Origin of the sequence: Cellulomonas composti (assembly GCF_007990245.1) — a bacterium.
GTDB lineage: Bacteria > Actinomycetota > Actinomycetes > Actinomycetales > Cellulomonadaceae > Cellulomonas > Cellulomonas composti.
Map to the genome: position 1 here is coordinate 195,940 of NZ_BJWG01000004.1, position 21,752 is coordinate 217,691.

General features: G+C 74.3%; 16 protein-coding genes. 5 read left to right on the plus strand and 11 right to left on the minus strand.

Annotated elements, in window-relative coordinates; translation table 11 throughout:
• Positions 1 to 13: 13 nt before the first annotated feature.
• From CCO02nite_RS06420 to CCO02nite_RS06455, 8 genes are all read right to left on the minus strand, one after another.
• Entirely contained in the window at positions 14 to 2,692 is a 2,679-nt protein-coding gene (locus tag CCO02nite_RS06420) for a polynucleotide kinase-phosphatase (protein ID WP_146842299.1), read from the minus strand.
• The gene (locus CCO02nite_RS06425) at positions 2,689 to 4,179 is read right to left on the minus strand and encodes a 3' terminal RNA ribose 2'-O-methyltransferase Hen1 (protein ID WP_146842300.1); all 1,491 of its coding nucleotides are present in this window, start codon (positions 4,177 to 4,179) and stop codon (positions 2,689 to 2,691) included. Before CCO02nite_RS06425 ends, CCO02nite_RS06420 begins: the two co-directional genes overlap by 4 nt.
• 54 nt (positions 4,180 to 4,233) lie before the next feature.
• The gene (gene hutI, locus CCO02nite_RS06430) at positions 4,234 to 5,397 is read right to left on the minus strand and encodes an imidazolonepropionase (RefSeq protein WP_146842301.1); all 1,164 of its coding nucleotides are present in this window, start codon (positions 5,395 to 5,397) and stop codon (positions 4,234 to 4,236) included.
• The gene (locus tag CCO02nite_RS06435; protein WP_146842302.1) at positions 5,394 to 6,755 is read right to left on the minus strand and encodes a formimidoylglutamate deiminase; all 1,362 of its coding nucleotides are present in this window, start codon (positions 6,753 to 6,755) and stop codon (positions 5,394 to 5,396) included. Before CCO02nite_RS06435 ends, hutI begins: the two co-directional genes overlap by 4 nt.
• Positions 6,752 to 7,951 carry an allantoate amidohydrolase gene (locus CCO02nite_RS06440; RefSeq protein WP_146842303.1) on the minus strand — a complete coding sequence of 400 codons (1,200 nt, stop codon included), beginning with the start codon at positions 7,949 to 7,951 and terminating at the stop codon, positions 6,752 to 6,754. Before CCO02nite_RS06440 ends, CCO02nite_RS06435 begins: the two co-directional genes overlap by 4 nt.
• On the minus strand, positions 7,948 to 9,624 hold the full coding sequence (gene hutU, locus CCO02nite_RS06445) for a urocanate hydratase (protein WP_146842304.1): 1,677 nt from the start codon (positions 9,622 to 9,624) through the stop codon (positions 7,948 to 7,950). The genes CCO02nite_RS06440 and hutU overlap by 4 nt, the downstream gene beginning before the upstream one ends.
• Positions 9,621 to 11,237, minus strand: coding sequence for a histidine ammonia-lyase (hutH, locus tag CCO02nite_RS06450; protein ID WP_146842305.1), 1,617 nt, complete (start codon positions 11,235 to 11,237; stop codon positions 9,621 to 9,623). The genes hutU and hutH overlap by 4 nt, the downstream gene beginning before the upstream one ends.
• A 78-nt stretch (positions 11,238 to 11,315) precedes the next feature.
• Positions 11,316 to 12,797, minus strand: a complete 1,482-nt coding sequence (locus CCO02nite_RS06455) for an MFS transporter (protein ID WP_146842306.1) — start codon at positions 12,795 to 12,797, stop codon at positions 11,316 to 11,318.
• 102 nt (positions 12,798 to 12,899) lie between these two features.
• Between CCO02nite_RS06455 and CCO02nite_RS06460 the strand changes: the two genes are divergently transcribed.
• Complete coding sequence (locus tag CCO02nite_RS06460) at positions 12,900 to 13,406, plus strand: MarR family winged helix-turn-helix transcriptional regulator (RefSeq protein WP_222593155.1); 507 nt, start codon at positions 12,900 to 12,902, stop codon at positions 13,404 to 13,406.
• On the plus strand, positions 13,403 to 14,170 hold the full coding sequence (locus CCO02nite_RS06465; RefSeq protein WP_146842307.1) for an IclR family transcriptional regulator: 768 nt from the start codon (positions 13,403 to 13,405) through the stop codon (positions 14,168 to 14,170). The genes CCO02nite_RS06460 and CCO02nite_RS06465 overlap by 4 nt, the downstream gene beginning before the upstream one ends.
• 18 nt (positions 14,171 to 14,188) lie before the next feature.
• On the opposite strand, the gene CCO02nite_RS06470 is transcribed toward CCO02nite_RS06465, so the two are convergent.
• Positions 14,189 to 15,214: a Gfo/Idh/MocA family protein gene (locus tag CCO02nite_RS06470; protein ID WP_146842308.1), complete on the minus strand. Its 1,026-nt coding sequence runs from the start codon at positions 15,212 to 15,214 to the stop codon at positions 14,189 to 14,191.
• A gap of 124 nt (positions 15,215 to 15,338) precedes the next feature.
• Between CCO02nite_RS06470 and CCO02nite_RS06475 the strand changes: the two genes are divergently transcribed.
• Positions 15,339 to 16,325, plus strand: coding sequence for an aldo/keto reductase (locus tag CCO02nite_RS06475; RefSeq protein ID WP_146842309.1), 987 nt, complete (start codon positions 15,339 to 15,341; stop codon positions 16,323 to 16,325).
• 35 nt (positions 16,326 to 16,360) lie between these two features.
• Here CCO02nite_RS06475 and drmB read toward each other — a convergent pair whose 3' ends face one another.
• Complete coding sequence (gene drmB, locus CCO02nite_RS06480; RefSeq protein ID WP_146842310.1) at positions 16,361 to 18,058, minus strand: MrfA Zn-binding domain-containing protein; 1,698 nt, start codon at positions 18,056 to 18,058, stop codon at positions 16,361 to 16,363.
• On the minus strand, positions 18,048 to 20,246 hold the full coding sequence (locus CCO02nite_RS06485) for a helicase-related protein (RefSeq protein ID WP_246117390.1): 2,199 nt from the start codon (positions 20,244 to 20,246) through the stop codon (positions 18,048 to 18,050). Before CCO02nite_RS06485 ends, drmB begins: the two co-directional genes overlap by 11 nt.
• A gap of 15 nt (positions 20,247 to 20,261) precedes the next feature.
• Between CCO02nite_RS06485 and CCO02nite_RS06490 the strand changes: the two genes are divergently transcribed.
• Complete coding sequence (locus CCO02nite_RS06490) at positions 20,262 to 20,936, plus strand: GntR family transcriptional regulator (protein ID WP_246117391.1); 675 nt, start codon at positions 20,262 to 20,264, stop codon at positions 20,934 to 20,936.
• 28 nt (positions 20,937 to 20,964) lie between these two features.
• Complete coding sequence (gene hpaH / locus CCO02nite_RS06495) at positions 20,965 to 21,750, plus strand: 2-oxo-hept-4-ene-1,7-dioate hydratase (protein WP_146842313.1); 786 nt, start codon at positions 20,965 to 20,967, stop codon at positions 21,748 to 21,750.
• Positions 21,751 to 21,752: the final 2 nt, after the last annotated feature.

The following is a 21,752-nucleotide window of genomic DNA, read 5'->3' on the forward strand; positions in this document are numbered from 1 at the left end:
TGCCGGCGCGCCGTCACAGGCGCGGGTCGACCGGCTCCGACTCGAGCGCGAGGACCGCGAAGACGGCCTGGTGCACGCGCCACAGGGGCTCGCCGGCCACCGCGCGGTGCAGCGCCTCGAGGCCCAGGGCGTACTCGCGCTGGGCCAGCGAGCGCTTGCGGCCCAGGCCGCGCGAGCGCAGGCGCTCGAGGTTGGCGGGCTCGGTGTAGTCCGGGCCGTAGATGAGGCGCAGGTACTCCCGACCGCGGACCTTGACGCCGGGCTGCACGACGCGCCGGCCCTGACGGACCAGGTTGGCGAGCGGCTTGACGACCATGCCCTCGCCGCCGGCCGCGGTCAGGCTCGTCCACCAGTCGACGCCCTGCGCGACCGACGCCGGGTCCGTGACGTCGACGACGAGCCGGCGGGTGGTCCGCAGCACGCCGGTCTCGTCGGCGGCGACGAGGGCGTCCGCGACGTCGAGGTGCCACAGGTGGTCGCGGGTCTCGAACGTCGCACCCCCCGCGCCGACGCCCGCCGCGAGCACCTGGAACGGCGCCAGGTGCACGCCCGTCAGGCCGTCGGTCGGCCAGACGTAGCGGCGGTACGCGGCGCCGAAGGCGTCGGCGTTCGCGGCGCGGGCGGTCGTGCGCGCCAGGAGGTCGGCCACCGGCAGGTCGCGGTCGCGGGCGGTGATCAGGGCCTCGACGGCGGCGCGGGTCGATGCGCGCGCGGCCGCACCGACCGCTGCGTACTGCTCGCGCAGCAGCTCACCGGCCTTGAGCGACCAGGGCAGCAGCTCGGCGTCGAGCAGCAGCCAATCGGCCGGCGCGGCCTGCGCGGCGTCGTCGGTCTGCGCGGCATCGCCGATCTGCGCGGCGAGGTCGGTCTGTGCGGTGGCCTGACCGAGGCGCGTCCACAGGTCGGCGCGGTCGGCGGCGGCGCGGACGGTCGCCAGGAGCTGTTCGGCTCGCTCGTCGGAGAAGAACGGGCGGCCCGTGCGCGTGTGGACCACGCCCGTGCTGCCCGCGGGCAGCGCGAACCGGTCGGCGGCGACGCGGGCGTCGCGGCAGACCAGCACCACGGCGCGCGAACCCATGTGCTTCTCCTCGCAGACCACCGCGGTGACGCCGTCGGCGGCGTACCCGGCGAACGCCTGCGCGGGGTGCTCGAGCAGGTCGCCGTCGGGCGCGGTCGCGCACGGGCTCATCGTCGGCGGCAGGTACAGCAGGTGGCGCGGGTCGGTCGCGAACCGGCTCATCACCTCGAGCGCGCCCGCGGCGTTCTCGGGCGCGATCGTGACCCGGCCGAGCAGCGACGTCTCGACGACGCGCGCGCCGAGCACGTCCTCGAGGTCCAGCACGCCGGGGTCACGGCCGTTCGTCGCGCTGTTCGTCGGGCTGGCCGTCGGATCAGCAGTCGGATCAGCCGTCGGCAGGAACGGGCGCGCCGGGGCGTACCACTCGCGCTCGGCCGGGACCTGGACGAGCTCCTTCTCCGGGTAGCGCAGCGCGGACAGCTTCCCGCCGAACACGCAGCCCGTGTCGAGGCACATCGTGCCGTTCACCCAGACCGCCTCGGGCGTCGGGGTGTGGCCGTAGAGCACCATGGCGCGGCCGCGGTAGTCGTCCGCCCACGGCAGCCGCACCGGCAGGCCGTACTCGTCGGACTCGCCCGTGGTGTCCCCGTACAGCGCGAACGAGCGCACGCGCCCGGACGCGCGGTTGTGGAAGGACTCCTTGAGCCCCGCGTGCGCGACGACGAGGCGGCCCTCGTCGAGCACCAGGTGCGCGACGAGGCCGTCGCAGAAGTCGCGCACCTCGCGTCGCCAGCCCTCGGGCTCGGCAGCGAGCTGCTCGAGCGTGCCCGCGAGGCCGTGCGAGGTCTGCACCGCGCGGCCGTCCAGCGCGCGCACCAGCTTGGCCTCGTGGTTGCCGGGCACGGCGAGCGCGTGCCCGGCCGCGACCATGCCCATCGCGAGCCGCAGCACGCCCACGGAGTCCGGGCCGCGGTCCACGAGGTCGCCGAGGAGCACGACGCGCCGCCCGTCCGGGTGCACGGCGTCGACCGGCCGGCCCGCCTCGTCGCGCACCAGCGCGTAGCCGAGCCGGTCCAGCAGCGCCTCGAGCTCGCCGCGGCAGCCGTGCACGTCGCCGATCACGTCGAACGGGCCGTGCTCGTCGCTGCGGTCGCTGCGCAGCGGGCGCCGCCCGATCCTCGCCGCCGCGATCTCGTCGGGCCCGTGCAGCACGTGCACCGTGCGGAACCCCTCGCGGCCCAGCCCGCGCAGCGAACGTCGCAGCTGGTCGTGCTGACGCTTCACGACGTGCGCACCGAAGTCGCGGTCCGCGCGGGCCTCGTTGCGCTCGACGCACACGCCGGCCGGCACGTCCAGGACGATCGCGACCGGCAGCACGTCGTGCGCGCGGGCGAGCTCGACGAGCGCACGGCGGGCGTGCGGCTGCACGTTCGTCGCGTCGACGACGGTGAGCAGGCCGGCCGAGAGCCGAACACCCACGACGTGGTGCAGCAGGTCGAACGCCGCGTCGGTCGCGCCCTGGTCGTTCGGGTCGTTCGAGACGATGCCGCGGCACTCGTCGGAGCTCACGGTCTCGTAGGGCCCGAACTGCGCGGCGGCGAACGTCGACTTGCCCGAGCCGGAGGCGCCGACGAGCACGACGAGGGACAGCGACGGGACGTCGATCGTGGTCATCGGGTGCCTCCTGCCGTCTCGGTCGTCGGTGCTGCGGGGCGGTCGCGCCGGCGGAAGACCGCGAGCTGCGTGGGCGGCCCCACCTCGTCGTCGTCGGGACCGACGGGCCGGAACGTGACGTCGTAGCCGTACGCGCCCGCCGCGGCCCGTGCCCATGTCCGGAACTGCGCGCGGGTCCACTCGAACCGGTGGTCCGGGTGGCGCATCGAGCCCGCGGCGAGCTGCGGGTAGCGCACGTTGTGCTCCGCGTTCGGCGTGGTCACGACGAGCGTGCCCGGCCTGGCCGCGCCCAGCACGGCGCGCTCGAGCGCGGGCAGCCGCGGCGGGTCGAGGTGCTCGACGACCTCCATGAGGACCGCGGCGTCGAAGCCCGCGACGCGTGCGTCGACGTACGTGACCGACGACTGCGCGAGCACGACCCGGGCGCGCACGCGCTCCGGGAACGCGTCGACCCGGCGTGCGGCACGCTCCAGCGCGCGCGTCGAGACGTCCGTGCCGAGCACGCGGGCGTAGCCGTCCTCGAGCAGCCGCACGAGCAGCGCACCCTCCCCGCAGCCGAGGTCGACCACGCTGCTCGCGCCGGACTCGCGCACCGCGGCGAGCACCGCGTCGTGGCGGGCGTGCACGAGCAGCGCCTGGGCGGGTGCTGGTGCCGGCGTCGTCGCGGCGGTCTCGTCGGAACCGGTGCCGGTGGTGGCCGCGGGTTCGTCGTCGGCAGCGGGTTCGTCGTCGGGTGCGGCGAGGTCGTCGACCTCCGCGAGGCGCGCGAGCGCGGACTGCGCGAGCCGCGAGCGGCGCGCGAGGTAGCGGTGCGCGATCTCGGACTGGGCGGGGTGCGTCGCGAGCCACGTACCGCCGACACGCACCAGCTTGTCGACCTCGTCGTCGCCGACCCAGTAGTGCTTGTTCGCGTCCAGCGCCGGCAGCAGGACGTACAGGTGCGCGAGCGCGTCCGCGAGGCGCTGCGCCCCGCGCAGCCGCAGGTCGACGTAGCGCGAGTCGCCCCACTGCGGGACGTCGGGGTCGAGCGGCAGCGCGGTCGCCGTGACGTCCCAGCCCAGCGGCTCGAACAGGCGTCGCGCCGCGTCCGGACCGCCGGCGCACGCGGCCACGGGCAGGTGCACGTCGAGGGGCCACACCCGGTCGACCAGGTCCGGCCGCGTGTCGCAGCGGCCCGCGAGCGCGGTGGCGAACACCCGCCGCAGCGCGACCGCGAGCTGCGAGGCCGCGACGTACGGCCGGTCGTTGACGTACTGCGCGAGCGCGAACGGCTCGCGCCCGCCCTTGCCCCGCACCAGCGCGACCGGGTCGACCTCGAGCAGCAGCGCGACAGTGCACACCTCGTCGTCGGAGCGCGGGTACAGGACGTGCGCCGTGCCCGACGAGACGTCGAACGACTGCACGCGCGCGGGGTGCTTGTGCAGCAGGTACCCGAGGTCGTCGGCGGGCACGCCCGCGCCGCCGGTCGCGGTCAGGGTGAGCAGCACCCCGGCATCCTCGCACCGGGCGGGCGTGCGGCGCCCGGGGTTTGTGGATAACCCTCAGACCGGCAGCGCGTGCGCGATCGGGACGCCCGGGCGGTAGGCGAGGTGGCGGTACGTCGGCGCGTCGAGCACGCACAGGTCGGCGCGTGCGCCGATGCGCAGGTGCCCGACGTCGTCGCGGCGCAGGGCGTGCGCGCCGCCGAGGGTCGCCGCCCGCACGGCCTGGTCGGTCGTCATCCGCAGGTGCGCGACGCCCAGCGCCACCATGAGGGGCATCGACGTCGAGAAGCACGTGCCCGGGTTGCAGTCGGTGGCCAGCGCCACCTCGACACCCGCGTCGAGCAGGCGGCGCGCGTCGGGGAACGGCGACCGCGTGGACAGCTCGACGCCGGGTAGCAGCGTCACGACGGGGCCGCCGTGGCCGGCGGCGTCGGCGAGCGCGGCGACGTCGGCGTCCGTCAGGTGGGTGCCGTGGTCGAGGCTCGCCGCGCCGAGCTCGACGGCCAGCCGCGCGCCGGGTCCAGGGCCGAGCTGGTTGCCGTGCACGCGCAGGCCGAGGCCGGCGCGCGCCGCGGCCGTGAGCACCGTGCGCGCCTCGTCCTCGTCGAACGCGTGCGGCGAGGACGGCTCGCAGAAGACGTCCGCCCAGCGGGCGTGCGGCGCGCACGCGTCGAGCATCGGCCCGACGACGAGCGCGACGTAGTCGGCCCGGTCCACGCCGGTCGGCACGACGTGCGCCCCCAGGAACGTCGTCTCGGCGGTGACCTCGCCCGCGAGCCGCAGCAGCCGCGCCTCGGTCGGCACGTCGAGCCCGTAGCCGCTCTTGACCTCGAGGGTCGTCGTGCCCTGCGCGTGCGCCTCCGCGACGAGCGCGGCGAGCCGGGCGCGCAGCTCGTCGTCCGTCGCGGCACGCGTCGCCGCGACCGTACGTTCGATGCCGCCGCCGGTGTACGGCGCGCCGGCCATGCGCGCCTCGAACTCGTCGGAGCGGTCTCCCGCGAACACGAGGTGCGTGTGCGAGTCGACGAAACCGGGCAGCACCGCGCGGCCCCCGAGGTCGCGCGCGCGGTCCGCGGCGGGCGCCGCGCTCGCGGGCCCGACCCACACGACGACCCCGTCCTGCACGACGAGCGCCGCGTCCCTCAGCACGCCGAGCGGTCCGGCGAACCGTTCGTCGTGCGTGACGAGCTCGCCGATGCCGGTGACGAGGCGGGCCGTCATCGGCCCGGCCCGTCGTCCGCGGCGCGCCAGGCGGCGTCGATCGCGCGCGTGAGCAGCGCGCCGACGTCGCCGAGGGTGTGCCGTCCGGCCGAGACCCGCACGACCCCGCCGACCACGACGGTGTCGACGTCCGACGAGCCCGCGACGAGCACGAGCTGCGCCGGGTCGACCCCGGCCGTGCGGGGCGTGTCGGTCCGGACCGCGACGAGGTCCGCGGGCGCGCCCGCCTCGATGCGCCCGCCGGACGGGTCGCCAAGGGCGCGGTGCCCGCCGGCGGTGAGCAGCTCGACGAGCGCGGCCGGGGCGAGCACGCCGCGCTCCTGCCGGGCGATCCGCTCGTGCAGCTCGACGTCACGCGCCTCGGCGAGCAGGTCGGCGCGCACGTGCTGGTCGGAGCCCACCGCGAGGCGCACGCCGGCCGCGCGCAGGGCCGCGCCCGGGGCGAGGCCGTCGCCCAGGTCGCGCTCGGTCGACGGGCACAGGCAGGCGCCGCCGCGCGCCGCGCCGAGCAGCGCGACGTCGTCGGGCGTCACGTGCACGGCGTGCACGACGGTGGTCGCGGCGCCGAGCACGCCGGCGTCGGCGAGCACGCGCGTGGGTGTGACCCCGTACGCCGCGAGGCACGCCTCGTTCTCCGCGCGCTGCTCGGACAGGTGCACGTGCAGGGGCAGGGCGCCGGCGCGGGCCACCTGCGCGACGTCCGCGAGCGCGGCGCGGGGCACCGCGCGCACCGAGTGGATCGCCGCGCCGACCCGCAGCGTGGCGTCGGGGCGCAGCGCGTCGACCCGCGCCGCCCACGCGTCGACGTCGGCGTCCCCGAACCGCCGCTGCGGCCCCTCGAGCGGGACGCCGATGCCGCCCGCGAGGTAGGCGGTGTCGAGCAGCGTGACGCGCAGCCCGGCGTCGTGGGCCGCCTGGCGCAGCGCGTCGGCCATGACGTTCGGGTCGTCGTAGGGCGTGCCGCCGGGCGCGTGGTGCAGGTAGTGGAACTCGCCCACGGCGGTCACGCCCGCGAGCACCAGCTCGGCGTAGGTCGCGCGTGCGAGCTCGAGGTACGTGTCGGGCGTCAGCGTCGCGGCCAGGGCGTACATGCGCTCGCGCCAGGTCCAGAACGTGCCGCCGTCGGCGTGGGTGCGCCCGCGCAGCGCGCGGTGGAAGGCGTGCGAGTGGGCGTCGGCGAAGCCCGGCAGGACGACGCCCGGCAGGCGGTGGTCGGCCGGACCGGGCGGCGTCCCGGTGGTCACGGCGGCGATCCGGCCGTCGGGGCCTGCCTCGACGCGCACGTCGCGCGCGAGGCCGGCCGGCAGCCACGCGGCCGCCGCCCAGAACGCCGTGGTGCCCGGGCCCGGGGGGCTCATGACGGTTCCCGGGTCAGCAGGTGCTCGAGGGCCGCGGTCAGCGCGTGCACGCCGGTCAGGCAGTCGGCCTCGTCGGCGGACTCGGCGGGCGCGTGCGAGACGCCGGTCGGGTTGCGGACGAACAGCATCGCCGTCGGGACGCCCGCCGCCGCGAGGATGCCCGCGTCGTGACCGGCGCCCGTGCCGAGCCGCGGCGGCGTGAGGCCCGCCGAGCCGAGCGCGCCCGCGACGGCGTCGGCGAGGTCCGCGTCCAGCACGGTCGCCGCGGTCCACGACTCCTGCGCCGGTTCGTCGGCCTCGAGCTCCGCGAGGACCGCCCGCACGCGCGCCTCGTCGTCCGCGCGCACGTCGAGCCACGCGGTGACCTGCGAGGCGATCGCGTTGACGCCGTTCGGCTCGACGCGCACCTTGCCCACGGTCGCGAGCGCCCCGGCGTCGGTCGCGGCGGCCCGCGCGCGCTGGACGAACGACGCGAGGTCGAGCATCGGGTCGCGGCGGTCGGCGAGCGGCGTCGTGCCCGCGTGGTTGGCCTCGCCGCGCAGCTCGACGCGCCACCGGCCGTGCGGCCAGATCAGGCTCCCGACGCCCACGGGGTCGCCGCTGTGCACGAGCCCGCGGCCCTGCTCGACGTGCAGCTCGACGAACGCGCCCACGCGGGCCAGGGCGGCCGGGTCCGCGCCGAGCGAGGCCGGGTCGCGCCCGGCCGCCCGCAGCGCGTCGGCCATCGTCGTGCCGTCCGCGTCGCGCAGCCCGCGCGCACGGTCGGCGTCGAGCGCGCCCGTCAGCAGCCGCGAGCCCGCGCACGCGACGCCGAACCGCGCACCCTCCTCGTCGACGAAGCATGCGACGCCCAGCGGTCGCACGGGCCGCACGCCCCGCGCGCGCAGCTCGTCGAGCGCCGCGAACGCGCTGACCACGCCGAGCGGGCCGTCGAACGCGCCGCCGCCCGGCACGGAGTCCAGGTGGCTGCCGGTGACGACGCCCGGCGTCGCGTCGGGGTCGCCCCACCAGGCCCACAGGTTGCCCGCGCGGTCCGTGTCCACGTCGAGCCCGCGCGCGGTGGCCTCGCCGACGAACCACTCGCGCAGCGTCCGGTCCTCGCGCGTCCAGGCGAACCGGTGGTACCCGGCGCCGTCGGGTGCGCGGCCGACCGGCGCGAGGTCGTCCCACGCGCGGCGGAACGTCGTCGCGCTCACGCGTCGCCCTCCGGCGTCGACCCCTCGCGCATCGGCACCCGCAGGCCGTGCGCGTCCGCGACCTGCTCGGCGCGCGCGTAGCCGGCGTCGACGTGCCGCAGCACGCCCATGGCCGGGTCGTTGGACAGCACGCGCGCGAGCTTGTGCGCGGCGAGCGCGGTGCCGTCCGCGACGCAGACCTGGCCGGCGTGGATCGAGCGGCCCATCCCGACGCCGCCGCCGTGGTGCAGCGACACCCAGGTGGCCCCCGACGAGGCCGCGACCAGCGCGTTCAGCAGCGGCCAGTCGGCGATCGCGTCCGAGCCGTCGGCCATCGCCTCGGTCTCGCGGTACGGCGAGGCGACCGAGCCCGCGTCGAGGTGGTCGCGCCCGATCACGAGCGGCGCGCGCACGTCGCCGGACGCGACGAGCTCGTTGAACCGCAGGCCGGCGCGGTCCCGCTCGCCGTGCCCGAGCCAGCAGATCCGCGCGGGCAGCCCCTGGAACGCGACCCGCTCCTGCGCCGCGCGGATCCAGCGGTGCAGGTGGTCGTTCTCGGGGAACAGCTCGAGCACGGCCTCGTCGGTGCGGGCGATGTCCTGCTCGTCGCCCGAGAGCGCGGCCCACCGGAACGGCCCCTTGCCCTCGGCGAACAGCGGCCGGATGTAGGCGGGGACGAAGCCGGGGAAGTCGAACGCGCGGGCGAACCCGCCGCGCCGCGCCTCGTCGCGGATCGAGTTGCCGTAGTCGAACACCTCCGCGCCGGCGTCGAGGAACCCGACCATCGCCTCCACGTGCCGCGCCATCGACTCGCGCGCACGGTCGGTGAACTCGGCGGGCCGCGCGGCGGCGTACGCGGCCCAGTCGGCGACGTCCACCCCGACCGGCAGGTAGGACAGCGGGTCGTGCGCCGAGGTCTGGTCGGTCACGACGTCGACCTCGACCCCGCGCCGCAGCAGCTCGGGCAGCACCTCGGCCTGGTTCCCGACGACGCCGACGGACAGCGCCACACGGTCGCGTCTCGCGGCGAGGACCAGCGCCAGCGCCTCGTCGAGCGAGCCCGCGACGCGGTCGAGGTAGCGGTCGTGCGCGCGACGCCGCAGGCGGGCCTCGTCGACGTCGACGATCAGGCACGTGCCGCCGTTGAGCGTGACCGCGAGCGGCTGCGCGCCGCCCATGCCCCCGCATCCCGCGGTGACGGTCAGCGTCCCGGCGAGCGTGCCGCCGAAGCGCTGCGCCGCGACCGCCGCGAGCGTCTCGTACGTGCCCTGCAGGATGCCCTGCGTGCCGATGTAGATCCACGAGCCGGCGGTCATCTGCCCGTACATCGTCAGGCCGAGCTGCTCGAGCCGGCGGAACTCCGGCCACGTCGCCCAGTCGCCGACGAGGTTCGAGTTGGCGATCAGCACGCGCGGCGCCCACTCGTGCGTGGTCAGCACCCCGACGGGCTTGCCGGACTGGACGAGCAGCGTCTCGTCGTCGCCGAGCGTCGTCAGGGTGCGCACGATCGCGTCGTAGGCGTCCCACGAGCGCGCGGCGCGGCCCGTCCCGCCGTACACGACGAGGTCGTCGGGCCGTTCGGCGACCTGGGGGTCGAGGTTGTTCATCAGCATCCGCAGCGGCGCCTCGGTCTGCCAGCTGCGGGCGGTCAGCGCGGTGCCGCGCGCCGCGCGCACGGGGCGGGGGCCGGTCATCGGTCCTCCTTCGGGGTGGCGGTCGTCCTGGTGGCGGTGCTCCGGGCGGCGTCGTCGGCCGCGGCGAGCACCGCGCCGGTCCCGACGAGCGAGGCGACGGACTCGAGGTCGGGGGAGAGCTGCCGGTCGGGCCCCGGTCCCGCGACGCCGTGCGCGCGCAGCAGGTCGCGGACGGCACCCGTCGCGGGGGAGGGCTCGAGCGGTGCGCGCAGGTCCAGCGCGCGGGTCGCCGTGAGCACCTCGATCGCAAGCACGCGCGTGAGGGCGTCGACGGCCCGGCGCAGCTTGCGCGCGGCGTGCCAGCCCATCGAGACGTGGTCCTCCTGCATCGCCGACGACGGGATCGAGTCGACGCTCGCGGGTACCGCGAGGCGCTTGAGCTCGGAGACCAGCGCCGCCGCCGTGTACTGCGCGATCATCAGCCCGGAGTCGACGCCCGGGTCGTGCGCGAGGAACGCCGGCAGCCCGTGGCTGCGGGACACGTCGAGGAACCGGTCGGTGCGCCGCTCGGACATGCTCGCGACGTCGGCCACCGCGATCGCGAGGAAGTCGAGCACGTACCCGACCGGGGCGCCGTGGAAGTTGCCGTTGGACTCGACCCGCCCGTCGCGCGTCACGACGGGGTTGTCCACGGCGGCCGCGAGCTCGCGCTCCGCGACCGCACGGGCGTGCGCGGCGGTGTCGCGCGCCGCGCCGTGCACCTGCGGCGCGCAGCGCAGCGAGTACGCGTCCTGCACGCGCGTGCACTGCGGCCCGCGGTGGCTCGCCATGATCCCCGAGCCCGCGAGCAGCGCCCGCAGGTGCGTGGCGGACGCGGCCTGGCCCGGGTGCGGCCGCAGCGCCTGCAGGTCGTCGGCGAACGCGGCGTCCGTGCCGAGCAGGCTCTCGACGCTGAGCGCCGCGGCGACGTCGGCAGTCGCGAGGAGCCGGTCGAGGTCGTGCAGCGCGAGGACGAGCTGCCCGAGCATCCCGTCGGTCCCGTTGATGAGCGCGAGGCCCTCCTTCTCGGCGAGCACGACCGGCTCGAGGCCGGCCGCGGCGAGGGCCTGGGCGGCGGGGACGAGCGTGCCCGTCGCGTCGCGGACGTCGCCCTCGCCGATCAGCGCGAGCGCGCAGTGCGCCAGCGGCGCGAGGTCGCCGGAGCAGCCCAGCGACCCGTACTCGCGCACGACCGGCGTGATGCCGGCGTCGAGCATGGCGGCGTACGCCCGCGCGGTCGCGACCCGGACGCCGGTTCGGCCGGTCGCGAGCGTGGAGAGGCGCAGCAGCATCAGCGCACGCACCACCTCGCGCTCGACCTCGGCGCCCGTGCCCGCGGCGTGCGAGCGGACCAGGCTGCGTTGCAGGTCGGCCCGGCGCCCGGCGGGGATGGACCGGGTGGCGAGCGCGCCGAACCCCGTCGAGACGCCGTAGTGGGGCTGCGGGTCCGCGGCCAGCGCGTCGACCACCGCCCGGCCCGCCGCGATCGCGTCCAGCGCCGCGTCGGACAGCCGCACGCCGGCGCCGTGCCGGGCCACCGCGACGACGTCCTCGACGGATACCGCCCCGATGTCGACGACGCGGGCCGGGCGGGCCGTCTCGGCAGGGGTGAGGGATGCCGTGCGCGGGCTCATCCCGCCATGACACCGCCGGGCGGGGCACGTGACCCCCACCCGGCGATGGAAACTGTCTGGTATCCCAGACGGACGGCGTCAGGGCGAGGTGACGAGCTCCTGCTCGAGCTCGAACCCGGCCGCCTCGACGGTGTCCGTGCTGCTGGACCCCCTGTCGCGGGGGATGAGCAGCACCACCGCTGCGCCGACGGCGGCCGCGACGGCGCCGATGAGGAAGCACAGCCGGAACGCGTCGTGCGTCGGGATCTCGACCGGACCGAGCGTCATGGTGCGGCTGGTCAGCACGACCGCCATCACGGCGCCGGCGATCGTGGTCCCCACCGAGCGCATCAGGCTGTTGACGCCGACGCTCGACGCCGCCGCCTCGTCCGGGACGTTGGACAGGATGAGCGTGGGCATCGCGGCGTACCCGATGCCCACGCCCGCCGAGGCGATGCACGACGCGAGCAGGAGCTCCCACGGCGCGTTCGTCAGGAACACCGCCGTCAGGTAGCCGCCGGCGAGGACGAAGGCGCCGATCGCGAGCGTGACGCGGGCGCCGAGATCCGTGAGGAGCTTCGCCGACACCGGCGCGAACGCCATCATCATCAGGCCGCCGGGCGCCATCCACAGGCCGGCCTGCAGGATCGTCTGGCCCAGGCCGTAGCCCGTCGCCGTCGGCATCTGGAGCAGCTGGGGGACCACGATCGACTGCGCCATCATGCCGAAGCCGATGAGCAGGCCGGCGAGGTTCGTCAGAAGTACGGGTCGCTGCGCCATCGTGCGCAGGTCGACGAGCGGATCGTGATGCCGCAGCTGGTACCAGCCCCAGACCAGCAGCACGACGACGCCGCCGCCGATCATGCCGATCGTCGTCGCGGAGCCCCAGCCCCAGTCCTTGCCCTTGGAGATGCCGACGAGCACGCTCACCAGCCCGACCGCGAGGCCCGCCGCACCGAGCCAGTCGACGCGCCCGGGGTGGGCGTCGTGCACGTGCGGCACGAGCAGCGCGGTGAGCGTGAGCATCACCGCGGCGAGGCCGGCCGAGATCCAGAACAGCATGTGCCAGTCGTTGTTCTGCGCCACCCACGCGGCCAGGGGGAGCCCCAGCGCGCCGCCGACGCCGAGCGTCGCGGAGACGCCGGCGACCGCGGTGTTCACGAGGTGACGCGGCGCGATCTCGCGGACGAGCGAGATCGCGACCGGGATGTAGCCCATGGCCATGCCCTGCAGGACCCGCCCCGCCAGGACGAACCCGAGGCTGTCCGACACCGCGCACACGAGCGAGCCGACGACGAGCAGCGCGGCGGTGCACACGAGGACGGGCTTCTTGCCGTACAGGTCGGCGAGACGTCCGGCCAGCGGCATCGAGATGGCGCCGCCGAGCAGCGTCGCGGTGAGCACCCACGAGGCGTTGCTCGCCGTGGTGCCCAGTAGCTCCGGCAGCTCGGACTGGATGGGGATGACGAGCGACTGCATCAGCGCGGCGCACAGGCTCGAGAAGCAGAGGACCGCGATGGCCCAGACCGCTCGGCGGTCGGCGTCCGCGCGCGGAGCGCGCGCAGGCAGCACGGAGTTCATGAGGATCCTTCGTCGGGAGAGAGCAATGTGTAACTTGCACATCGACTGATGTATATTACATATGTCAGATCCCGACGACGTCAAGCCAGGAGCAAGGTGCCGATGGTCACAGAACCCGCCGGTGGCGCTGCGATGCCGCGCGAGCGCCGCGCCGCCCGGCTGCTCGGCCTCATCTCGCGCCACCAGCACGTCGCGCGCCAACGCAACCGGCTCAACACCGCCGAGCTGCGGATCCTGTGGCTGCTCACCGACGGTCGCCCGCGGACGCTGCGGGTGCTCTCGGAACACCTCGGTCTCGAGCAGTCGACCGTGAACCGGCAGGTCAACGCCGCGATCGACGCGGGGTTGCTCCGGCGCTTCAGTGCTCCGGGCCACACGGCCAAACTCCTCGAGCCGACGCCGGAGGGCGTCCGCCAGCTCGAGGAGGACATGGCCGGACCGCTCGGCGCGGCCGACCGCGCGCTGGACGCGATCGGCGAGGACGCCGACCACTTCCTCGACGTGCTCGAGCGGTTCGTGACCGCGTACGGCGCTGAGGTCAATGCGCTGTCGATGGGCGACGGCGCCGATGCCGACGCCGCTGCAACGATCGAGCGGGAGGCGCCATGACCGGCAGCGACAGGGTGCCCGCCGCCGACGCGACGCTCCGGGTGCTGCGCTACCTCTCGCACACCGGCCCGGTGCCCGCCGCGGAGCTGGCGCGCGCGCTCGACCTGCCCCGGTCGACCACGTACCACCTGCTGGCCGTGCTCGCGGGGCACGGTTTCGTCGTGCACCTGCCCGACGAGCGACGCTACGGACTCGGCGTGAGCGCGTTCGAGCTCGGGTCCGCCTACTCGCGCCAGGCGCCCCTGGCGCGGGCCGCGCGCGCACCGCTGGCCCGGCTCGTCGACCACGTCGGGCAGAGCGCGCACCTCGCGGTCCTGCACGGGCGGGAGGTGGTCTACGTCGTCGAGGAGCGCGCCGCGGGGCGGCCGCCGCTGGTCACCGACGTGGGCGTGCGGCTGCCCGCGCACCTGACCGCGAGCGGCCGCGCGATCCTCGCCGGACTGCCGTCGGCGCAGGTCAGGGCCCTGTTCCCGGACCGTGCCGCGTTCGTCGACCGCACGGGCGTGGGGCCGACGCGCCTGTCCGAGCTGCGCGCGGTGCTCACGGAGGTCCGCCGTCGCGGCTGGGCGCGCGAGGACGGCGACGTCACCCCGGGCCTCGCGTCGGTGGCCGCCGCGGTGCACGACCACACCGGCTTCCCGGTGGCCGGGCTCGCCGTGACGTTCGCGCAGGACGACGTCGACCAGGCCGGCGTGGACCGGCTCGCGTCGGCCGCGCTGCGCGCCGCCGACGACCTCACCCGTCGGCTCGGCCCGCGCTCCTGACCCGCCCGTCGGCGCGGCTCAGGCCCGGGCGTCGATCGCCCGCTCCATGAGCTCGATCACCTCGACGCTCGTGGTGGGGTCGACCGGCAGCGGTCCGCCGTCGCGCAGCGCCGCGGCGAGCTCGCGGTAGAACGCGGGGTAGTCGCCCGCCGCCTTCGGCACGTGCCGCACGGTGTCGGGCGAGACGACCGCGATCGTCGGGTGCTCGCCGTGGATGCCGTACGCGGGGTCGTCGGGCACGACGCCGTCGGCGAGCTGAGGCTCCTGCGGGTCGAGACCCCACGACGTCGCGACCGCGCGCCGCCCCGTGACGCGGAACCGCGGCCGCTGCTCCGGCAGGACGACGCTCATCCACAGCCGGCTGCGGACGCCGGACCGGTGGGTGAGCGCCACGAACGAGTCGTCGTCGTTCACCGCGCCCGCGCGCCGCTGGTCGAGCTCGGCGTGGATCGACTCGACCGGGCCGAAGAGCGCGATCGCCTGGTCGATCAGGTGCGGCCCGAGGTCGAACAGGACGCCGCCGCCGTCCGCGAGGGGCAGCCGGTCCCGCCAGGACGCGCCGATCGTCGGGCTCCACCACCCGAACGCCGACTCGAACTGCAGGACCTCGCCGAGCTCGCCACCGGCGACCAGGTCGCGCACCGTGCGGAAGTCGCCGTCCCAGCGCCGGTTCTGGAAGACGGTCAGCCGCCTGCCCAGCTCACGCGCGTGCACGACGAGCGCGGCGGCTTCCGCGGAGCGCGGCGCGAGCGGCTTGTCGACGACGACGTCGACGCCGCCCTCCAGGAGCCGTCGCGCCAGCGCGACGTGCGAGTCGTTCGGCGTCGCGACGACCGCGAGATCCGGCACGCGCCCGTCGCGCAGCAGCGCGTCGAGATCCGGCACGACCCGTGCGCCGGGATACCGCGCGCTCGCGGCGGCGACGCGCTCGTCGCTGCTCGTGACGATCGCGTCGAGCGAGTAGTCGGGGTCGGCGTCGATGAGCGGGGCGTGGAAGACGCGGCCGGCCAGACCGAAGCCCACCACCACGGTGGAGATTGCCATGCCCGACAGCCTGTCACGAGCGGCTCGGCACCGCGGCACGGCGTGCCAGGTACCGACAGAGCCTCCCTCGGCGTCCGGGCCGGACCTACCGTCGTGGTGCACCCACCGACACGGAGGTACCACCATGCACACGCGCACCCTCGGACAGGGACTTCAGGTGTCCGCGATCGGGCTCGGCGCCATGGGGATGTCCCAGAGCTACGGCCCGAACCCCGGCTCGCGCGACGAGATGATCGCCGTGCTGCGCGGCGCCGTCGAGCTGGGCGTCACGTTCTTCGACACCGCCGAGGTCTACGGCCCGTACGTGAACGAGGAGCTCGTCGGCGAGGCCCTCGCGCCGCTGCGCGACCAGGTCGTCGTCGCCACGAAGTTCGGCTGGGACATCGTCGACGGTCAGATGCGCGGCACCGACAGCCGCCCCGAGCAGATCCGCGCCGTGGCGGACGCCTCGCTGCGGCGCCTCGGCGTCGAGACGATCGACCTGTTCTACCAGCACCGGGTCGACCCCGCGGTGCCGATCGAGGACGTCGCGGGAACCGTCGGCGAGCTCGTCGCCGCCGGCAAGGTGCGGCACTTCGGCCTCTCCGAGGCGGGCGCCGCGACCATCCGCCGCGCGCACGCCGTCCACCCGGTCACCGCGGTCCAGTCGGAGTACTCCCTGTGGACCCGCGACCCCGAACCGGAGGTCCTGCCCACCCTCGCCGAGCTCGGCATCGGCTTCGTACCGTTCAGCCCGCTCGGCAAGGGCTTCCTCACCGGCACCGTCGACTCGTCGACGACCTTCGCCTCCGACGACATCCGCCGGCGTGTGCCGCGGTTCACCACCGAGAACCGGGACGCCAACGCAGCGCTCGTCGACCACGTCCGCGCCCTCGCCGCCGCACGCGGTGCCACCCCGGGCCAGGTCGCCCTCGCCTGGCTCCTGGCCCAGCAGCCCTGGATCGTGCCGATCCCCGGCACCCGGCGCCTCGAGCGCGTCGCGGAGAACACCGCCGCGACCGCCGTCGCGCTGTCCGCCGACGACCTCGCGACGCTCGACGCCCTGGCCGCCACCGTCGGCGTCGCCGGCAACCGCTACAACGACGCCGGCATGGCGATGGTCGGTCTGTGAGTCTTCGTCGGACTTCTCGGAGCAGGGAAGCAGGCTTATCTCCCCTCGATCAGCCCCCCGGATGTCCCGCTCTGTTCTCCAACGATGGCGACGCGGTCAAGGAACAGGTTGCGCTCCTCGCAACTCGTCTCGGGGAGAAGCATGCAGGCGTGGCAGGCCGCGAGGTTGAGGCCGTCAGCGCCAGAGGGCCCTGACTCGGCGCACACCGGGTCGGCCGAGCACCAGCGCGCATGGTCGACGGCCCGCTCGAGGACCTCGGCGAGCCGATCGGAGTCGGCCAAGGTGGCGAGTCCACCAAGGCTTCCGGCCGAGTCCGAGGACGCCGTGTAGATGAGGAAGCCTCCCTGACCCTCGGCCGCGTAGACCCGCTCGCGGAGCGAGCCAGCGGGATACCCGGCGTCGAGGCTCATCTCCTGGAGCACGAGATGGGCCAGCGAGTGGAGGGCGACGAAGCGTGCCGAGACTGGGATGGAGGGCGGTCGGTGGTACTCGTCGTCGAGGCGTGTCTGAGCGGCGTGGAGGAGCGCGACACGGTCGCGGGTAGTCGGCAGACGTTCCCACCGCTGGACGACGTCCTCGTGCAGGCGAAGGAAGACGCCTTCGCCGAGCACCTCGATGGCCGGGAGCCAGCCGACTCCTTCCTCGGAGAGGGCTGCGACAGACTCGGCACCGGCTTCGACCGGGCTCACGCGTGAGAAGCCGAGCAGGGCACGGACCTCCCGGAGGCGGGAGACCCTGCTCACCTGCGCAACGAGGTCCGCGACACGGGTCGCGACCTCGACGTCGGCGCACTGGGAGTTGTCCGATCCCGCGACGTCGTTCCCGCGGCAGAGGGCCTCGTACTCGTCGGCACGAAGCTCGGACTCGGTCGGTTCCACCTGCGCCTGGAGACCCTTCCGGCGGTTCACGAGCGCCAGGACTCCCGCAGCGTCCAGGCGCAGCTCAGACGCGAGCCTCTCGACCATTGCGCCGAGCTCAGGGCCATCCATGAGCCGGAGCACGTCCCAGTGCTTGTCGACGAAGCGTGCCGTGGGCCCTGACCACGGCGGGATCGAGATTGCGGAACGGGTGAGTCCGAACCAGACGTTGGACGAGCCGCGCTGCAGCGTGCGCAGCGGTCGGTCACAGGCCTGGTCATCGGCGCCGAGCAGCCACGGACGCCGACCGTGGCACCAGGCGACCCCTGTGAGAGCCTGGCGGTCGAACGATCCCTGCATGCTCACGGGGCGTACCCCGCACGAGCAACTGATCTCGATGTCCGTGAGGGCCGACGACTCGCCGCGTGTACGCAGGAAGAGCTCGTGCGTGTCGCCTTGCGGCTCCTGGTCGCGGTGCACCCACCGGAAGTAGGGGAAGTCCTCGATGTGTCCGCGTTCGCAGCACGCGACGAACCGGGAGGGTGTCAGCTCACGGTCGCACGCCCTGCACGTCATCTCCGAGACAGAGGCGCCGAAGTCACGGGGCATCCCGAGGCGTCGGCAGCCGGGGCAGTAGTGCATGAGGGGGAACCGGGTGACGGGCATGTCCCTGCGGCCCGTGGCGGGTGGAGCCTTGAACCCCCACACCCGCAGCGATCGTGCGAGTCGCTCCTCGTTGACGTCCTGGGCGCGGTCGGCCTCCCAGGAGTCCAGGCCGCACAACATGAAGCTCTGGTCGCCGACGGGGATCAGAGCTCCGACGCCGTATGTCGTCACTAGCTGGCTCTGTCGGGCAGTTCCGAGGTTACTGGCCACTGTTCCTCCGCCTTGCGCGCGCGAGGTAGAGCGCACTCTCGCGATCGACGTTCCTCAGGCTCGTCAGGGTCGGCCACGGCGGATCCCCCACAGGGAACGCGTCAACGAGCGACGGCTCGTCGGCCTCCCACGGGTTTCCGCCGGCGGGGACGAGAAGCGCGCCTCGCGGATCGCGCCACCCGGCGTACTTGCGGATCGCCGAGTCCGCGGCCGCGTACTCCCATGCCTCACTCAGGTCGTCGAGAGCGGCGGAGACCGATGCCTCGGACTCCGGGGCGACGCTCCTAGCCCTGGCCAGGATCGCGTCGCGCACGGCGTCGAGCTGCGACGCCCGCGCGGGGACTTCGGCAGCCGAGTCCGCCTCCGCTCCCGGGACCGTGTGACGTGCGATGGCCGTGAGCACCCCGTGCAACCCGCGGTCGAGCGCCCGCGGTGCGAACGGTGTGGCACCCGTGGCCTCCACTTGTCGGTAGAGGGCCCGGTGGTAGGACGTGAACGACTCGTAGTGCGAGAGGTCCCGGGAGCGTGCGGCGTTGTAGAGCGTGACGACGAGGCCGGGATGTCGGCGCCCCACGCGGGACGTCGCCTGGATGTACTCGGCCGTCGTCTGGGGCTGCCCCATCACTACCATCAGTCCGAGCCGGTCGACGTCGACACCGACCGAGATCATGTTCGTGGCAAGGACCATGTCCGGGCTGGCGGGGTCGGGGTAGCTCGTTGCGAGTGCGTCGAGCTCGATCGGTATCTCGGTGGACTTCTTGCGCGAGGTGAGTTCACGCGGCTCGACGACGAGTCGAGGTTCGGCGCCAGTCTGGCGGGCCACGACCATGATCCGGTCGCGGACGTCGTCGATGGCCTGGATGAACGCCGCCCCCAGGACTCGCAGGCTGTTGAAGTAGCCGAGCAGGGTCCAGTACGCGTCCTTGACCTCGTCGTCCCGGATCGCGGCCCCAGCCTGTAGGAGTGCCGCGTAGGTGCGGATCATCAACGTGGCTGCGCTCGCGTTCGGGGCCATGACGCCGACGTAGCGTCGCGTACCGCGCTCATGCGGTTCCGAGTCGACGGCGAAGAACGAGTCCGTCGCGTCGATCCCCGGCGGCGGGAATTGGCTGGCCGTCCGGTCGAACACCGCGTGGACCTGGGCGGCTGCGCGCCTGATCGTCGCCGTCGATGCGACGAGCTTCGGCCTGGCGGCGCCCGTCGCAAGCAGGTCGACAGCGGTCTCGTAGAGCCCGACCAGGGTTCCGAGCGGTCCACTGATGAGGTGGAGCTCGTCCTGGATGACGAGGTCGGGCGTGTCGAACTCGCCGTCGACGGAGAACAACCGTCCGGCGTTCTTCTGCCACGGCAGCATGGCGAACTTGTCGACGGTGCCGATCACGAGGGATGGACGCTCGCGGTATACGTCGGAATCAACGAGGTGTACCGGGAGACCGGAGCGGAACTCGCAGAGCTCGTCGGAGCAGCGCACGACGAGCACGTCGCGGCGGGTGTCGGCGTCGTAGCACTTCGCCGGCAGGTCCGCGCCGCACCAGGGGCAGCGCAGGAGCTGCCGGGGGTTGCCTTCGTCGGTCTCGCCGAGCTCGCCGGACGATCTGCGCAGCACCGCGGCTGCGGTCTTCACGTCGTTCGGCGTCGCGCCTTGGCCCAGCCACAAACCGATCGAGATGGGTGCCGCGGTGGGCAGTTCGGCGCGCCGCCACTTCTCGAGGGCGCAGATGAGCGTCGACGCTCGTTCGAACTGCTGGAGCGTGAGAAGGCGCAGGGTGTATCGCATGAGGACGCCGACCCCGCCGCCCGCACCCGGGCGGCCGCGCAGGCGTCGCAGGGAGAGTGTCAGCGCGATGAGCCCGAGGTACGCCTCGGTCTTCCCTCCTCCGGTCGGGAACCACAGCACGTCGGCGAGCTCGCGATCGGGCGATTCCGCGTCCGTGAGTCCTTCGAGGTTCAGGAGGATGAACGCCATCTGGAACGGGCGCCAGGCGTGCTCGTCGTCGTTCGGCCGGTCGGCCTTCGTGTGGATCATCACCTGACGTGCGCGCTGGTCATGCATCGCCGCGTTCATGACGCGGAACGCGCGGGCACACAGTGGGTCCCGGTCGAGGTGCTCGATGCCGCGGCGCATCCGCAGGGCTGCTGTGCAGAGCTCGTCGGTGCCGTCCTTGGCCGTGTACTCCGACATCCGCATGCCGAGCGCGGGCCGGTGGGGGCGCCCAGCAAGTCCCAGCAGGCCTACCGCTGGATCAAGGAGCGGATCGCCAACCAGGAGTTCACGCCCGGCTACCGGCTGGTGCTGGGCACGATCGCCGCCGAGCTCGACATGAGCGTGGTCCCGGTGCGCGAGGCCGTGCGCCAGCTCGAGGCCGAGGGCCTCGTCACGTTCGAGCGCAACGTCGGCGCGCGCGTCGCGATGGTCGACGACTCGCAGTACCGGTACGCGATGCAGGCGATCAGCATCGTCGAGAGCGCCGCGACCGCGCTCGCCGCGCGCAACCTCACGGCCGACGACCTGCTCCGGGCCCGCACCGTCAACGACGTGATGACCGCGGGCCTGAGCCGGTTCGACCCGCGCTCGTTCTCCGCGCTCAACCAGGAGTTCCACCACATCCTGTACTCGAAGTGCGCCAACCCGCGGCTGCGCGAGATCGTCGACGCCGAGTGGGCGCGGCTGGGCCACATGCGGGACTCGATCTTCGCGTTCGTCCCCGGCCGCGCGGCCGAGTCCGTGCGCGAGCACGAGCAGATCCTCGACCTCATCGCCTCCGCCGCACCGCTGAACGAGATCGAGCAGGCCGTCCGTCGCCATCGCACCGGGACGCTCGCCGCCTACCTCACGCACGAGCACCCCGACGAGACGCTCAGCCTGTCGGCGTTCTAGCCGCCGCGCCCGACCCCCAGGAGCCCAGATGCTGTCCGCCGAGGTGATCAGCGCGCTCGCCGACGAGCTCGCCGGCGCCGAGCGTGCGCGCGCCACCATCCCGCGCATCACGGCGCGCTACCCGGACGCGACCGTCGAGGACTCCTACGCCATCCAGAGCGTCTGGCGGGACAAGGCGCTCGCGTCGGGCCGCCGGCTCGTCGGACGCAAGATCGGCCTGACCTCGCGTGCGATGCAGCAGGCCACCGGCATCACCGAACCGGACTACGGCGTGATGTTCGACGACACGGTGTGGGCCAACGGAGCGGTCATCCCGTTCGACGCGTACTCCAACGTGCGCATCGAGGTGGAGCTCGCGTTCGTGCTGTCGGCGCCGCTCGAGGGGCCGCATTGCACGCTGTTCGACGTGCTGCGCGCGACCGAGTACGTGACGCCCGCGCTCGAGATCCTCAACTCGCACATCGAGCTCGAGGGCCGCACGATCGTCGACACGATCGCGGACAACGCGGCCTACGGCGGCGTGGTGCTCGGTGGCAGCCCCGCCCGACCCGACGACGTGGACCTGCGCTGGGTGTCCGCGCTGCTGTACCGCAACGAGACGATCGAGGAGACAGGCGTGGCGGCCGGCGTGCTCAACCACCCCGCCACGGGCGTCGCGTGGCTCGCCAACAAGCTCCACCAGCACGGGGCCCGGCTCGAGGCGGGCGAGACGATCCTCGCGGGCTCGTTCACCCGGCCCGTGTGGGTGTCGCGCGGTGACAGCGTGCTGTGCGACTACGGGCCCCTGGGCACGATCTCCTGCAGGTTCCTGTGACC